This is a genomic window from Blautia fusiformis, assembly GCF_020686995.1.
Classification (GTDB): Bacteria; Bacillota; Clostridia; order Lachnospirales; family Lachnospiraceae; genus Blautia_A; species Blautia_A fusiformis.
In genome coordinates, this window is sequence record NZ_JAJEPT010000013.1 from 62,115 (window position 1) to 76,408 (window position 14,294).

Annotated in this window: 18 protein-coding genes and 2 pseudogenes; 1 reads left to right on the forward strand and 19 read right to left on the reverse strand. The window is 38.4% G+C overall.

Annotation, left to right across the window (positions count from 1 at the left end; genetic code table 11):
* Positions 1 to 104 precede the first annotated feature (104 nt).
* The 14 genes and pseudogenes from LKD46_RS11795 to LKD46_RS11855 form a co-directional block, all read right to left on the reverse strand.
* Positions 105 to 1,364, reverse strand: a complete 1,260-nt coding sequence (locus LKD46_RS11795) for a sensor histidine kinase (RefSeq protein ID WP_118069960.1) — start codon at positions 1,362 to 1,364, stop codon at positions 105 to 107.
* Between the two features lie 2 nt (positions 1,365 to 1,366).
* A complete protein-coding gene (locus tag LKD46_RS11800) occupies positions 1,367 to 2,026 on the reverse strand; it encodes a response regulator transcription factor (protein WP_117738848.1) in 660 nt (219 codons plus the stop codon).
* 170 nt (positions 2,027 to 2,196) lie between these two features.
* Positions 2,197 to 2,976 (reverse strand): CPBP family intramembrane glutamic endopeptidase, encoded by a 780-nt coding sequence (locus LKD46_RS11805; RefSeq protein ID WP_227574172.1) that lies wholly within the window; start codon positions 2,974 to 2,976, stop codon positions 2,197 to 2,199.
* Between the two features lie 103 nt (positions 2,977 to 3,079).
* On the reverse strand, positions 3,080 to 4,336 hold the full coding sequence (locus tag LKD46_RS11810; RefSeq protein ID WP_015525011.1) for an RNA-guided endonuclease InsQ/TnpB family protein: 1,257 nt from the start codon (positions 4,334 to 4,336) through the stop codon (positions 3,080 to 3,082).
* A 54-nt stretch (positions 4,337 to 4,390) separates the two neighbouring features.
* A complete protein-coding gene (gene tnpA / locus LKD46_RS11815) occupies positions 4,391 to 4,801 on the reverse strand; it encodes an IS200/IS605 family transposase (RefSeq protein WP_192925805.1) in 411 nt (136 codons plus the stop codon).
* Between the two features lie 273 nt (positions 4,802 to 5,074).
* Positions 5,075 to 5,344: pseudogene (locus LKD46_RS11820) on the reverse strand (AAA family ATPase); the annotation flags it as partial.
* A pseudogene (locus tag LKD46_RS16875) lies at positions 5,342 to 5,455 on the reverse strand (helix-turn-helix domain-containing protein); the annotation flags it as partial. The pseudogenes LKD46_RS11820 and LKD46_RS16875, both read right to left, overlap by 3 nt.
* Before the next feature lie 119 nt (positions 5,456 to 5,574).
* Positions 5,575 to 5,970 (reverse strand): DUF6483 family protein, encoded by a 396-nt coding sequence (locus LKD46_RS11825; protein ID WP_015525010.1) that lies wholly within the window; start codon positions 5,968 to 5,970, stop codon positions 5,575 to 5,577.
* 24 nt (positions 5,971 to 5,994) lie between these two features.
* On the reverse strand, positions 5,995 to 6,495 hold the full coding sequence (locus LKD46_RS11830) for a GNAT family N-acetyltransferase (RefSeq protein ID WP_110103120.1): 501 nt from the start codon (positions 6,493 to 6,495) through the stop codon (positions 5,995 to 5,997).
* A 45-nt stretch (positions 6,496 to 6,540) separates the two neighbouring features.
* Positions 6,541 to 6,918: an SdpI family protein gene (locus tag LKD46_RS11835; protein ID WP_015525008.1), complete on the reverse strand. Its 378-nt coding sequence runs from the start codon at positions 6,916 to 6,918 to the stop codon at positions 6,541 to 6,543.
* A 43-nt stretch (positions 6,919 to 6,961) separates the two neighbouring features.
* The gene (locus LKD46_RS11840; RefSeq protein ID WP_110103119.1) at positions 6,962 to 7,978 is read right to left on the reverse strand and encodes a PDDEXK nuclease domain-containing protein; all 1,017 of its coding nucleotides are present in this window, start codon (positions 7,976 to 7,978) and stop codon (positions 6,962 to 6,964) included.
* Positions 7,979 to 8,011: 33 nt separating this feature from the next.
* Positions 8,012 to 8,341 carry a hypothetical protein gene (locus LKD46_RS11845; protein WP_015525006.1) on the reverse strand — a complete coding sequence of 110 codons (330 nt, stop codon included), beginning with the start codon at positions 8,339 to 8,341 and terminating at the stop codon, positions 8,012 to 8,014.
* 126 nt (positions 8,342 to 8,467) lie between these two features.
* The gene (locus LKD46_RS11850; RefSeq protein ID WP_015525005.1) at positions 8,468 to 8,647 is read right to left on the reverse strand and encodes a hypothetical protein; all 180 of its coding nucleotides are present in this window, start codon (positions 8,645 to 8,647) and stop codon (positions 8,468 to 8,470) included.
* A gap of 97 nt (positions 8,648 to 8,744) precedes the next feature.
* Positions 8,745 to 10,193, reverse strand: a complete 1,449-nt coding sequence (locus tag LKD46_RS11855) for a L,D-transpeptidase family protein (RefSeq protein ID WP_021652238.1) — start codon at positions 10,191 to 10,193, stop codon at positions 8,745 to 8,747.
* Positions 10,194 to 10,724: 531 nt separating this feature from the next.
* Here LKD46_RS11855 and LKD46_RS11860 point away from each other — a divergent pair.
* Complete coding sequence (locus LKD46_RS11860) at positions 10,725 to 11,138, forward strand: hypothetical protein (protein WP_044961941.1); 414 nt, start codon at positions 10,725 to 10,727, stop codon at positions 11,136 to 11,138.
* Between the two features lie 109 nt (positions 11,139 to 11,247).
* On the opposite strand, the gene galT is transcribed toward LKD46_RS11860, so the two are convergent.
* The 5 genes from galT to LKD46_RS11885 form a co-directional block, all read right to left on the reverse strand.
* Complete coding sequence (gene galT / locus LKD46_RS11865; RefSeq protein ID WP_110103117.1) at positions 11,248 to 12,738, reverse strand: UDP-glucose--hexose-1-phosphate uridylyltransferase; 1,491 nt, start codon at positions 12,736 to 12,738, stop codon at positions 11,248 to 11,250.
* Positions 12,732 to 13,082: a DUF2500 domain-containing protein gene (locus tag LKD46_RS11870; protein WP_158526443.1), complete on the reverse strand. Its 351-nt coding sequence runs from the start codon at positions 13,080 to 13,082 to the stop codon at positions 12,732 to 12,734. Before LKD46_RS11870 ends, galT begins: the two co-directional genes overlap by 7 nt.
* Position 13,083: 1 nt before the next feature.
* Positions 13,084 to 13,263, reverse strand: a complete 180-nt coding sequence (locus LKD46_RS16770) for an AraC family transcriptional regulator (RefSeq protein WP_110103116.1) — start codon at positions 13,261 to 13,263, stop codon at positions 13,084 to 13,086.
* Between the two features lie 427 nt (positions 13,264 to 13,690).
* Complete coding sequence (locus LKD46_RS16880) at positions 13,691 to 13,801, reverse strand: DUF2316 family protein (protein ID WP_158526445.1); 111 nt, start codon at positions 13,799 to 13,801, stop codon at positions 13,691 to 13,693.
* A gap of 12 nt (positions 13,802 to 13,813) precedes the next feature.
* A complete protein-coding gene (locus tag LKD46_RS11885) occupies positions 13,814 to 14,293 on the reverse strand; it encodes a hypothetical protein (RefSeq protein ID WP_110103114.1) in 480 nt (159 codons plus the stop codon).
* Position 14,294: the final 1 nt, after the last annotated feature.

Below are 14,294 nucleotides of genomic sequence, written 5' to 3' on the forward strand. Positions count from 1 at the left end.
TCCATCCTTTCCTTTCGGTATTAAAAAAGGTACCCTCTTCTTATGAGAAAAGAGTACCATATTGCTTCGCCGATGTATTCATCAAGATGTAAACAAATTGTAAATCAGAAGATGGCTCTTACCGTGGTCCCCTCTCTCTGTCTGCTTTCGATTTTCAAGCATCCGCCATGGATTTCAGCCACCTTCACACAGAGTGCCAGCCCAAGTCCGGATCCGCCTTCTTTTCGGCTTCGTGATTTGTCCACCATATAGAATGCATCTGTGATCTTTCCCAGTTCTTCCTCCGGGATCCCCATTCCGGTATCCGACACCTCAAAGATCTTTTTTCCAGCTTTCTCATAAGCCTTTACCCAAATGCTTCCACCGGCATCCGTAGCCTTTAGGGCATTGTCGATCAGGTTTATCAGAAGGCTTTCCATCAAGGCCGGATCCATTTTCATGGAAAAAGCTTCACATTCCATCTTGAGATGCACCGCTTTCTTTTCTGCCTGTTCTTTTTCCATGTCTATGACATGGTTTAAAAGGTCACCTGCCATGGTCATTTCCATCTGTATGGCATGGTTCTGATAAAGCCCCAGCATCTGCAGCATCTTCCCAGAAAGAGCCTCCAGGCGCTTTCCCTCCCGGTTGATATGTTCCAGTGCCCGGTCTTTCTGTTCATCTTTCAGCTTTACATGGCGCAGGGTATCCGAATACCCGATAATGGACGTTAACGGGGTACGCATTTCATGGGAAAGTGCCCCCATGAGCAGCTCCTGTTTCTCTGCCACTTCCTGTAACTTCTCCATCTGTTCCACAGTTCTTCGCATCATCATATAAATAAAAAGGCCGGCGATCAGGAACACAGCCAGATAAATTCCCAAAAACCAGACAGCGGTCTGTCTCAGCTCTGCAAAAAGCCCTGTGACTTCCCGGACAGAGAGGACTTCGTATCCTTCCGGTCTGGATAATGGTTCCAGCTGGAGAAGGAGGTATTTCTGTCCCAGTTTCTGTATCTTGTAGGCATACGGATCTCCTTCATCCTTTAAGCCTAAGTTTTCGAGCCCCACCACTTTATAATCTGTCAGGTTTTCAATGACGGCATTGCTTTTTCGGTCGATCAGGGCCATGCCTTCCCCACAGCATCGCTGGAACTGAAAGCCCATATAAGCCTGCTTTCCAGTCTCGGACATCTGCTCATATTTGCTGTTATCCCAAAATTGTTCCAGGAGTATCTTGCCATTTTCCAGCTGTCTTCCGTAGGTCTCTGCAGCATTATTGAGGCTTCGTTTTCCTGTGATATAAAGACTTAGCGTTCCCACTGGGATCAGGGCACATAATAGCGTTACCAGCATAAGAAGTACCGTTCGTTTCCACAGCTTCATCCTTATTCCTCCAGACGGTATCCAAGTTTCGGGATCGTCCTGATCTCATCATAAAGTTCCAGCTTTTTTCTGAGCTGTCCGATATGGACATCCACCGTCCTGCTTTCTCCCAGGTAGTTTTCTCCCCAGACCCGTTTTAACAGTTCTTCCCTTCCAAGCGCAATGTTCTTATTTTGCAGGAGCAGCACAAAGAGGTCATATTCCATTGGCTTTAGGCTTACCGGAAGCCCGTCTTTGTAGACCTGATGGCTTTGCATGTCCACCAGGATGTTCCGGACCGTTAAGACTTTCTTGGCCCGTCCCGTCCTCTCCAGCACCTTCTCAATGCGTACCAGAAGTTCCAGCATCTCAAAAGGCTTTACCATATAATCTTCCGCACCCAGCTTTAATCCCTTCACCTTGGAAGCCACATCATCCTTTGCAGTCAGGTAGAGCACCGGAAGCTTCTTCTTTTTAAAATCCTCCATCAATGCAAACCCGTCTTTTCCCGGCAGCATGATATCCACTACTGCCAGGTCCGCGTCCTCCTGCCATAAGAGCAGCCTCTGGGCTTCTTCCCCATCATACGCTGCCACAGTCTCATACCCTGCTGCCTCCAGGTTCATGCACAGCAATTCTGAAATTGCACGGTCATCTTCTATCACCAAAATTTTATTTTTCATTCCCGCTGCCACCTCTAACGCTTTTCTATAGTATAGTTTTTTAAATCCCAGGTCTACATTGCATTTGTTCTTGTTTTCTCATCATTTATACGCATCAGGGCACGATAATGTGACCAGCTCAATTCAGGGCACAGTGTGTCTCGAATTAGAAAAGTACAATAAAACTGAAATTATAGATTTTTGTCCCTTTTCTTTTTTGCCATTACGAATCCAAACATTAAAATCAAGTTCATAAACAGTACAACTATGCCACCTTCAATTTTACAGCTGCCACCCGACAAAATTGAATTTCCACTAATTACCATGTTGAACAAATGCGGATAATCTTCTGCTAATGATACTCCACCCAAAATAATTGCACCAACTCCATTCCATAAAAAATGGATTACAATCGGAGCAACTAAGGATTCCGTGTATTCCAAAACTGCCGTCACGAAAAGACTCATCGTTATAACGTTTAGTACAGGAAGTATTCCTGCCTCAAAAGCCCCACCATGTGCAAATGTAAATAATCCGGTAGATATAAGGACAGCGACAACTATGTTGTAATTATTTTTTATCATCTGATATAAGTAACCACGAACTAACACTTCCTGCATAACGCTATTGATAAAAGCTGAAAATAACCATAACCAAAGCATAGAAATTTGGTTTCTGCCATTAATATGTATGGCCCCTGTTAAAGATAATATTACAACAGATACTCCTAACCAAATAGCTCCTGTGATACACCCAAGTACGATATTATAAACAGGTTTTCCAGTCAGATGTAATCGTATGTTTCTTTTATCTATTAACCAGAAAATAATTGTAAAACCAATAACTGACAATAATGGAATCAATTCTGCCCAAAATCTCCAGACTGCCGCACTTTTTGTATCTGGTATAGGCAAAATTGAAACACATATAGCCCAGCCTACAAAAAAGGCAAACGTTTTTAATGATACCAATAGTGAACTACTCGGCAACTGAGTTATCAGAGCATCTGAAATCTGGCGGGATACTGCCTTTTTTCAGGGTGCGTCCATGACACCAATACTGCTTGCCTTTCGGCTATGCAGCTACTTTTATTATTTCTGGATTTTTTAGTCCGGTTACGGACAGTTCTTTCTGCTTTCCGGATACGGAAAGATATTTCCGCAGGATATTAAATGCTCCTACTGCATCTGCATTGTATCTTACTCCATCAGTTATATACATGCCCCGTTCTTTTCGGTTTGATGCTTCTGCATATCTTTTTGATACTTCCGGTGATAATGGGCTGCACTGGCTGGTATAGCTTTCCTCTTGTTTTATCAATGGAATCCCATACAGTTTCAGCTTATATTCCAGCATGATATACAGCTTATTATACGGCAGGCTGTGAAGCTTCTGGTTGGTCTTATGCCCCATATCTTTTTCTTTGCGGATATTTCGCATGTCTCCCACAACCACACAGCGGATATCTTCTTTTCTGCAGTATTCTGCAATCCATCTGGTCACTTTGTGAAGATAATCCTTTACTGCATTCTGCTTTTTCCTGTAAAATCTCCGGATATGTTTCGATGATTTTGGATATTTTATTCCTCTTTCCGATTGCTGCGCATACCATACTGACTGCACTCTGGCGATTTCTTTATTAAAATACCTTTCCAATGAAAGATATTTTCTTCCAAGGATAAAAGTCCTGCCATTTTCGGAATCATAACAGGTCATCAGATTATGAAGTCCCAGATCAACAGATAAATAATGTTCATTCTGAGAGAGCTGCTCTGGTTCTTCAATCTCATAGATAACAATAAGGTCGCATTTTCCGTTTTCCGGTGGATAAATCCGCAGCTGTTTTATATGATCCATGTCCCTGAAAATCTTATTTTCAAGATATAGAAATTTTTCATGGATCCCATATGTTTCTTCCATGTAGCTTTTCAGATCCTTTGGCAGAGACAGCCGCAGCTGGTCCGAACCTTTCTCATGCCGGAGCCCCATCTGCATGTATGTGACCGGTATATTTCCCTGTTTAAAATGAGGTGGATTTGGATCTTTGATCCCTCCGGTCTTTTTAAGGACATAAAAGGATCTCCATGCTTTGTCCAGCTGCTTGCAGGTCTCCTGTGCTGTCTGTGACGGAAGCTGTTTATACCACAGATTTCCTTTATGTGCTTTTTTCTGGTAATACCAGTCAGGATACTTTTCCAGTCCCAGTTCTTTATAATGGTGACGTTCGTAGTTACAGATATTCCAGAGTTTGGATGCTGCATAACACATATGCCCTATGATATTGGAATATTCCGGCCGGATTTTTACAGATGTTCTGTGTGACAGCAGCATTCCTCTTCCCCCTTCAGACAGTTATGCGGACCGCTATTCACAGTCCGTCTTAAATCAATACGACTTGCTCTGATGTTCAATATAACGGCGGATATTTTCCTCAGATACAGATCCGATTGTTTCCACATAATAGGAATGATTCCACAGCTCTCCCTTCCATAGCTGGTTTCTTATTTCCGGAAAACGTTCGAACAGTTTTCTGCCGGTGATCCCCTTCAGATACTTGACAATTGCTGTTATGGACAGCTTTGGCGGAGCTGATACAAAGCAATGGACATGGTCACCTTCACCACATTCGAATAGATGAACGGTAAACCCCTTATCCTCAGCAATCTGCTGCACCAGTTCCTGAAGGTATTCCTCAATTTCTGGGTTTAATATCTTCCGCCGGTATTTCACCGACCACACCATATGGTAGTTGATATTACATACACAAGTCCTGTAATGTATTAGATTTTCTTTCATACATATAGTATAACATGATGAGCGGAAATACGCAACAAAAAATCAAACATATTTTCGATTGATTATATGCCAGTTATGGCATTAATATCAAGGGAGATTATTATATTATCAGATTATTTCAATGTGCAGCCATGCACACTCCTGCGCTTTCATCTCGGTAATTGAATTGCCGAGGATTCCCGCTTATTGTCCTAATTTCTTCATGTAATATTTTCCTCTACAATCCTGATTTTCTTAATTTCACAAACTTGAATCCGTCGATTCCTTTCTTGTCTAATCTGTTAGCAATTTATCCAACAGCATCTGCCTGTTATTTATGAACATTTCTGTTACCCGATAGCTCTCTGTTTCTTCATATTCGCATAAATGTATTCGTCCATCATCAAAACAATAGATATCTGCATCAGGTATTCCTAACAAAATTGGCGAATGCGTAACTATAATAAACTGTGCTCCCTCTTTTGCACAACTATATATTTGCATCAACAATGTAAGCTGTCTCTGTGGGGATAATGCAGCTTCCGGTTCGTCAAAAAGATACATCTGTAAAATTCTTTGCAAATCTGGAACAGCTCCTGCACTTTCCCACTTAGATACTGCCTGTCTGGATACGCCCAACTGATTGGCTAGTTCTTCCGGTAACAAAATGTCAATAGTTTTTTAATCACTTTTTTCAAAAAGGCAAAAAAAAATAGAACGTATAGATTATTTCCATACGCTCTATCTCATATTTCATATTAAATTTTTGAATTCTACAAACTGGATTTTCTGCATTACTCATCATCCTTAATCATATATAACAAATTATTATATCCTGACTGCACAAGTAATTGCTTAAAGCCAGAAAGCACTTCTTCTTTTGTATAATTGTTGTTAATCAAAAACTCACTATCTTTCTCACTAAGGTATTGATAGAAAAGAGCTGCCGCCATCACTTCATCATTATTTGCATAATCAATGTTATCTAAAAGTATATTCTCTGCTTCGTTAATTTGCCCTGAATCAATCATATCAAGAAAACTTTTCAAATTTTTCCCTGACACTTCATATTTGTTTTCTTTTTCAAGCTCAACAGAAACATACTTTTTCCCATATATTAAAGAGAATAATATTCTCACCATTTCTTTTATCATTCGCATAATGTAATCTTTCTCATCCGTGAAATACATTTTCCACCTCCTCAAATTCTAAATTTATCTTACTTTCCCATAAATACATAAATCAAAAATATTGTTATTCTTAATAACTGCTTTTTCCATTTTTCCTTCAAGTAAAAAGCCATTTCTTTCTAACACTTTTCTTGATGCGATATTTGCTTCATATACAAGCCCTGTAATACGGATAATGTCTAATGTTTCAAATGCAATTTCACAAATCTGTCTTACTGCTTCACTCATAATGCCTTTTGAATATACTTCCTGCAATAAATAATAACCAATTTCAGAATCCTTGCGATACACATCGTCCTTCTGTTCAACAGATATCGTTCCTACAATTTTACCATCAACAACAATCTCTCGAAAGACACCTTTTTTACCTTCGTTGTCTTTTACCATGGTTAACCACCACTCAGCAGATGCATTTGTATATGGATTAGGTAATCTATCAGATAAAAAACTTCTATCAATTGAATTACACATTTTTATTAATACTTCTTTATCTTCAACCGACCACTTTCTTAATTCTATATTCATATCTATGTTCTCCTATAAATTCCGATTTTCTTGATTCTGCAAACTTTATCGTCTTGTTCCATTCTTATCAAAATTCTTTTTTAATGCTATTTCTGTTGGGAGAATAGACCCAATTAAAGGAATAAGTTGAACACCACAAATAATTCCTCCCATACTCCCAACACAATCTTCATTTTTTCCAATTACTAAAAGCATGAATATTACTGTTATCGGCAACATAACCATTCCACAGACATACCAGACTTTACCACAATATTTATGAGCAAATTCCCATGTGTCTTTATTCTTCATAGACATCGAAGTTCGATATCCAAATACTGAATTTATTTCCTTTGGAGCCTTTTTCATAAAATATCTTCCAAAACCAATCATCGTAAATGGAAGAAGCAAATCCATAATCAACATAAAAATCCAAAACTTCATTGTGAATCTCCTTTACTATAACTTCCGCTTTGTATTTTCGTTTTTATTCTTTTTTGTAAAATTCTTTCAAATTTAATTCACGTTTCAATTCTTCCTCTGACGGCAGATAGGTGAAATATTTCGATGCAAATATCTGGTGATTATCTTCAGGAAGCGTATATTTTACAATAGAATCTCCCTTATCTGCACAAAGTACAATTCCAATAGGCTGCGTGTCTCCTTCATTCATCATTTCACGAGTATAGTAATTCACATACATCTGCATTTGTCCTAGATCCTGATGGGTCAGTTTACCCATTTTCAAGTCAATGAGAACGAAACATTTTAAAATATAGTTGTAAAATACCAGATCAATAAAAAAGTCCTGTCCATCCAATGTAAATCTTTTCTGGCGTGCTACAAATGAAAATCCTCTTCCAAGTTCCAAAAGGAAATGTTGAAGATGATCAATCAATGCCTGTTCCAAATCTCCTTCATATACATGTGTGTCAGGCTGAATCTGCAGAAATTCCATAACATAAGGATCTTTCACTATTTTCTCATATTCTGGTTTTGGCTCTGTTATTTGAATTTCATTTGCAACCGCTATCTTATCCTGGCTTGCTAAAATACGCTGATAATACATCGTGTTGATCTGCCGTTCCAGTTGACGAACACTCCATGCTGCTTTTGCACATTCTTCCATATAAAATCTTCTTGCCTGTTCATCATTTATACGCATCAAGACACGATAATGTGACCAGCTCAATTCAGGACACAGTGTGTCTCGAATTGGAAAAGTGCAATAAAACTGCCTCATCTTACGAAGATTCGATTTATCAAAACCTTTTCCGAACTCTGCGGTCAGCTGCTCAGAAAGATATTCCAATAATTTCTTTCCGTATTCTGCGCGATCATTTTCTCCACATGCTTTAAAAATCTGTTCTCCAATTTCCCAATAAGTTGTTACCATAGCAGAATTTACCGCTGTGCTTAAACGATGTTGTGCAGACACAATAGAATTACGAATAGAATGATAAGTCTGTTCTGCATTTTGATTTTTTTGTAAATTATAATCCATGCTCTTTACTCCTCTGAATTTCCAAAATAGAACTTACTGTTCTTCTATTGATTCAATATTTTCAATCCGCATCAGCTTAACTACCTGCTTATCTTTTTTCTCTGTATAACAAATTTTTATCCATTCATCATCTGCGTCTATTATCTTGCAGGATAATTCAGTTTTTCCCGCAAAACTAAAAATGAACTCTGATCTGATAATACACTGTTTTCCTACAAGATCATTAATCAGCTTTGACATATATGCCACTCCTCTCTGCTTTTTCTCTAACCGTTTTACTTTCGTTTCCAAACGCTTTACTTTTCCCGGATACGCCGAATAACAAAGTAGCAGCAATAATGCTGCAATTCCAAACCATTCCATATTATTCTCCTTAGCAAACTTAACGCTAATATGTCTGTTCCTTAAAATATCTTTTGCCATTCAAATCATATCACACTATCAGCCATATTTCCATTTCAATTTACTTAGGCAAGTCACTTCGCTCAGCTACATTTCCCGTTGGCTTGCTTCTGTAACCAGCATCCTCTTGCTTTTCTCCTGCAAGGTTTCCTTTGCATCATCATCAATCGAATAGTTCTCATTTATCTCGATTTTTTTCGGTTGCCGGTCAAAATGGTCAAAGACTTCTTTCCATATCTGGATGGAACATACACACTTTTCTTCCATGAAACTATTGCTGATAATTATAAAAAAACAGAAGACCAATTAAGATCTTCCATTTTATAAACAAACCTCTATATAAAACTATATATCCTGCCCATTTTTAATAAAAACAGACAATCGGCACACTTTCGTCTATCCTATTATAAAGTTCTGCCGCTTTGTCCGCCGGAAGATTAATGCATCCATGGGATCCACCACCTTCTCGGAAACGATTTCCTCCAAAGTATGGCTGCCATGAAGCATCATGAAATCCAATCCCCCCATTAAAAGGCATCCAGTAAGTTACTGGTCTTTCATATTCATATTTCCCATTTTCCAACATCTTTCCTTTCAGCACAGATGGACTTTTCTTGTAATACAGTTGAAAAATTCCCGGTGGTGTCTGCCGTTCTGCATACTGCATATCTCCTGACACAATATCCGATTCCAAAATGATCGAACCATCCTGATAGTAATATAAATGCTGTGCAGACAGGTCCACTTCAATATACGTGCTGCCTATATCATTCATACCCCGTGCATTTGCCCGCATAGCGTATACCGGTTCCCGGTTTATCTGTACTCCTGCAATCATTTCCTGCATAATGGTTTCTATTTCCTTTTCCTGATCGATCTTCCATCCATAAACGGAACTATACACCTGAACAGTACGTCCGCTTGTTGTACAAAATTCCCTCTCTGTATTTACGGTATCATGTGTGGCAGCCAGCTTTGCCACATATTCTGCCACGTACTGTCTCAGTTCATCCTCATTTTTTTGCAGCCGTCCTCTCTCATCAAAAATGAGCCAGTTTCTGATCTCGTCCCCCTCCAATGTTACCGTTTCTTCTCCAAATATATATACGATTTTGGTCCGGATCAGATTTTGGCATTCTTCCAATGAATTTTTAAGATCTGGATCATCTTTCATTACTGCCGCTTTTACATAAACAGCCGGACAGCTATTCAGGTCAATCGTTCTTTTTTTGTCAGTAATCGCTTCTGACAGTGCCTGATAAGCTCCATTGAAATCCAGGGTATTCCCTTCTGTTTCCGGTACGATTTCAAACTTCGAATCTTTATAAGCTACATAAGCATCTTCTGGTGCTGTCTGATTCTCTTTTTTTACACATTCCAGTTTTTCCATCTGTTCTTTTAACTTCACTTTATCATAGGTCATGTTTTCCTTGGCTGTATAATTTTGCTTTTTCCAAAATCCCCGAACCCATTTATATGGTTTTTGTTCATCCAGATATTGGGAAATACTGCCATCCGAAACATAACGATATCCGATCAATTTTCCATTGATACTCTGTGATTTCAGATTTCTTGCCTTTACTTCCAGCAGATAATCCTCTGCTTTTTTAGCAACCGCCTGTTCTGCCTCTTCCGATGTTTTTCCAGAACAGTTAATTCCATTGATCGTTGTTCCCCGAAAAAATCTGTCTGAATAGTAATAAGACATTCCTGCATAGCCAGCCATAGCAAAGAACACTATGATGACAGTGATCATTATCCACATTTTTTGCTTTCCATTATCCTTACCGGTTATCTCTTTTCTTTTTCCCATCCATGCCCCCTGTTTTTAACGATAAACAGCATTCAGACAAACTTTTTAAATCGTCTGATTTTAATATCTCCGATTTAATAAAAAATAACCAAGGCTGCTGGAAAAAACATTTTCTTTTACAAACAGTAAGCTGATTTCTACAAAACATTTTTCCCCTGCTCTTTTACGGATAGGAACACCGCATCATCATTTATCTCACATTTAGCACTTTTGGGGTACTTTCAGACACTTTCCTTTTTCTCTGTGAACAGAACCCTGAAAACAGGAAAAAAAGGGCTGCCATGACCGGTCAGGGATTTTTCATCCTTGACTGATTCACGACAGCACCTAATCAGATCTCACTTATTTTCTTCTATACAAAATCGCTTCTCTGTTTTCTCCTTCTGTCCGGCCGGATTATACACGTGTTTGTTTTACACTAATCAGATGCAGATACAAGCAAATCGGTTCTCATAATAATAAATTTTTTCTTTCTATCGAATTTTCCTGGTTCATTTGATAAAATGTCCTTATCTAACAGGAGGTGATTTTTTGAAAAGAGTATTTGATAGTCCTTTTTTGAATAAAGCTGCACTGGTGCTGATCTGGCTTCTATTAATGGGCGGGACATTCTTTTATGCCAATAAAAACTATTTTCTTTACCATGAAAATCCAAATTTAATCAAAGCAGACGGATATTATCTTTATAATTTTGGTAGTCCGCGTCATTATTACTGGGCACTGCCTGTTAAATTCACCCATGAAGGCAAAGTATATCATTCTCAGCTTCCTTTAGATATACGAGATGAAAGTTCATCCTGTACTGTAGATCTTCGCATTTACATACCGGCAGATTCTTCTGGCAGTGCATTTGCATTCCGAAACAATATCACCATTCCTGCACTATGGAGGATCTTTATTTTTGTTCCACTGCTACTTCTTCTTACATCTAAAAGAAAAGCCTAGGAAGGTTTCACACCTTATAAAAAATATTCTATTTTCATCATCTTCCTTAAAAAAAAATGGGAGGTTTCACTTACCTCCCATTTCCCAAAGAATCCTTTTATTTCAATTTTTATAATGTTTCAAGAAAACGCATGAATGCTTCTCTTCCCTCGGTCGTACATTTGTATACTCCTGCATCTTCCAGAACATGGGTAAATACGATTCCAATCTCTTTCTGAAGAATGCCATGGATGTTTTCTTTTGTGATTTCCGGATATTTCGGAAGGAACTTCTTAACCCACTCTGCATGTTTCTCAATCTGCTCATTTGAAGAAATATCTTTGCCTTCAAGAATATACTCTTCCAAAAGTTCCATCTCACCTTTTAATCTGGCCGGAAGAACTGCAAGGCCCATAACTTCGATCAGGCCGATATTCTCTTTCTTAATATGATGATATTCTGCATGCGGATGATACACACCCAGCGGATGTTCTTCTGTTGTAATGTTGTTTCTTAATGTCAGATCCAATTCGTAGATATCCCCTACTTTACGTGCAATTGGTGTAATTGTATTATGAGGCTCTCCATTGGTTTCAGCATAAATAAATGCTGCTTCATCCGTATAACCTCTCCATACTTCCAGCACATGTGTTGCCAGATCTACCAAACGGTTAGAGTCTTTATGACGAATACGAAGTACAGATAACGGCCATTTTACAATTCCAGCCTCTACATCTTCAAATCCCGGAAGTACCACGTGCTGCTCAATTGGTGCTTTTGCCATTGCAAATGTATAATGTCCACCCTGGAAATGATCATGGCTTAAGATCGAGCCGCCTACGATCGGCAGATCTGCATTAGATCCAAGGAAATAATGCGGAAACAGTTTTACAAAATCAAACAGTTTAATGAATGCATTTCTCTCGATTTTCATTGGAGTATGCTGGCCGTTAAACACAATGCAATGCTCATTGTAATACACATACGGAGAATACTGGAATCCCCAAGGAGTATCATTGATTGTGATCGGAATAATCCTGTGGTTCTGCCTTGCCGGATGATTAACACGTCCTGCATATCCTTCATTTTCCGGGCAAAGAAGACATTTCGGATAGCTTCCGGATTTTACATTCCTTGCCGCGGCAATTGCTTTTGGATCTTTTTCCGGTTTGGACAAATTGATGGTAATGTCAATCTCACCGTATGGACTGTCTACCTTCCACTTTTGATCCTTCTCTACGCGATATCTGCGGATATAATTGCTATCCTGACTCAGTTTATAAAAATAATCGGTTGCTTCCTTTGGGCTTTTTTTATATTTATCCCAGAATTCTTTTTGCACCTGGCCCGGACGCGGCATCAGACAGTTCATTAATCTGGTATCAAATAGATCCCGGTATACAATACTGTCTTCGATCAGTCCTCTTTTTACAGCTTCGTCCAGCAATTCGCCCAATGTTGCTTCAAGATTAACAGGTTCCTCAATGCTGTCCGGTTTCTCATAGTCATCCTCATGAAAAACGTCCAGCAGAAGATTTGTTGTGTAATTTCTTTCACATTCTGGTGTCAGACCTGTTGTAATCCCATACTGTACCAGTTTTGCAATGCTTTCACTTAACATTTTTCTTCCTCCTGTGCTTCACTTTTAAATTTATATTTTTGGTAACATATATACCGATTTCCCTGATAAGTCAGCATACCTCGATCGCCTTTTTCCAATTCACGAAAATCTCCCTGTTGCATTTGAAATTCCATCAAACTTCCATCTGTCATCTCAAATACAACGCGAAACCAAGGTACATGTGATTCAGACTGCATATGGGTATAGATTCCTTGCTTCTTTTCAACTACAGTCGCATCAACAGATTCAACTGCCGCACTGCTGTTATTGCCAAAACTTAACAACATTTTGGTAAATACAAACATCATGATTATGAGTGCTGCTATACAGATTATAAATGCCATCCTATTTCTCCATTCCAGATATTTCATCCTGGGTCTGACTTATATATTGTTCACGATAAAGATTCCGGTATTCCCTTGACGTTACTTTATATCTTTCACGAGATACCCGGTTAAATGTCCTTTGGCTCTCAACTCCTGCATCTAGGCAAATGTCTGTGATACTCTTACCAGTACATTCCAATTAATCTCCTGCAAGTTTTGTCTACTTTTTCTTCCCATTTGGCAAGTAATATACGTCTTCTGATATTATAATATGCTTGTAAGATAAAGAAAGGAGGAAAACGAAATGAAAAGATTTAAAGCATATATCAACTACCTTATGAACTTCTATGCCAACTACTTCAGAATTTACCGCTATATGTAAAGGACACTCCTGCCATCACAGGAATGTCCAATACGGAAAACCCAGTTTTAATGGTTTCCCTTATTATACTCTAATTTAGTTGCATTTGTACATGAACAGAATTCTCGAAAACATAGACAAAATTGAACAGAATTATGAAAATACTCTTACCATGTTTTTTGATTTGTAAACCACTTATTAGCAGACGGATCCGCCAATGTTGAAAACGGATAGGCCGTTTTCCTTTCAGCTTTCAATTTGTCCATTAATAATCTCTGAATTTCCATACATCTGATGGATTTGCATTTTTCATCCTCAGCATTCTTTGAAGCTGCTCTTCTGTAAACCACAGATCGTGCAGTATTTTCCGAAATATAGAGGCTAGATATCAGACCGCTTCATTGCAATTATAAACTGTTGATTTACCAAGATTATTTACATATACGGTAATCAAGTCACCTTTTTTAAGATCCGGCTTTTCCCATACCAAACGGCTTTTGTGATAATACACTTTATCATGATATGTAAAACTATATAAAATCCTGTATGGAATCTGTCTTCTATATCTTGTGTATTTTTGCAAATATACTTTTTCTACCAAGCCCTTCACTTTTGTACCATTTTCGATTAATTGTAAATGTAATTTATCAAGCTTTGCAGTATAAATTCCCAGAGCAGCACTTATTATACACAAAAGCACTCCCGTTATAGAAAACACAGTTCCCAACATGTCTGGATTCTGAATGCCTGAGTTTACTGCTGGTTTTGATATTCCAAGAAAACTTAAGACACCGGAAACAAGAAAGAATATTCCTATCCAAAAGAAGATAACTCTCAATAAATCTTCTGTATAATTAAGTTTTTTCATA

Coding starts and splice junctions, on each gene's coding strand:
- LKD46_RS11795 (WP_118069960.1), bottom strand. CDS start 1,364: ATGAAGCTGTGGAAACGAACGGTACTTCTTATGCTGGTAACGCTATTA.
- LKD46_RS11800 (WP_117738848.1), bottom strand. CDS start 2,026: ATGAAAAATAAAATTTTGGTGATAGAAGATGACCGTGCAATTTCAGAA.
- LKD46_RS11810 (WP_015525011.1), bottom strand. CDS start 4,336: ATGCTGCTGTCACACAGAACATCTGTAAAAATCCGGCCGGAATATTCC.
- tnpA (WP_192925805.1), bottom strand. CDS start 4,801: ATGAAAGAAAATCTAATACATTACAGGACTTGTGTATGTAATATCAAC.
- LKD46_RS11825 (WP_015525010.1), bottom strand. CDS start 5,970: ATGTATTTCACGGATGAGAAAGATTACATTATGCGAATGATAAAAGAA.
- LKD46_RS11830 (WP_110103120.1), bottom strand. CDS start 6,495: ATGAATATAGAATTAAGAAAGTGGTCGGTTGAAGATAAAGAAGTATTA.
- LKD46_RS11835 (WP_015525008.1), bottom strand. CDS start 6,918: ATGAAGTTTTGGATTTTTATGTTGATTATGGATTTGCTTCTTCCATTT.
- LKD46_RS11840 (WP_110103119.1), bottom strand. CDS start 7,978: ATGGATTATAATTTACAAAAAAATCAAAATGCAGAACAGACTTATCAT.
- LKD46_RS11845 (WP_015525006.1), bottom strand. CDS start 8,341: ATGGAATGGTTTGGAATTGCAGCATTATTGCTGCTACTTTGTTATTCG.
- LKD46_RS11850 (WP_015525005.1), bottom strand. CDS start 8,647: ATGGAAGAAAAGTGTGTATGTTCCATCCAGATATGGAAAGAAGTCTTT.
- LKD46_RS11855 (WP_021652238.1), bottom strand. CDS start 10,193: ATGGGAAAAAGAAAAGAGATAACCGGTAAGGATAATGGAAAGCAAAAA.
- galT (WP_110103117.1), bottom strand. CDS start 12,738: ATGTTAAGTGAAAGCATTGCAAAACTGGTACAGTATGGGATTACAACA.
- LKD46_RS11870 (WP_158526443.1), bottom strand. CDS start 13,082: ATGGCATTTATAATCTGTATAGCAGCACTCATAATCATGATGTTTGTA.
- LKD46_RS11885 (WP_110103114.1), bottom strand. CDS start 14,293: ATGAAAAAACTTAATTATACAGAAGATTTATTGAGAGTTATCTTCTTT.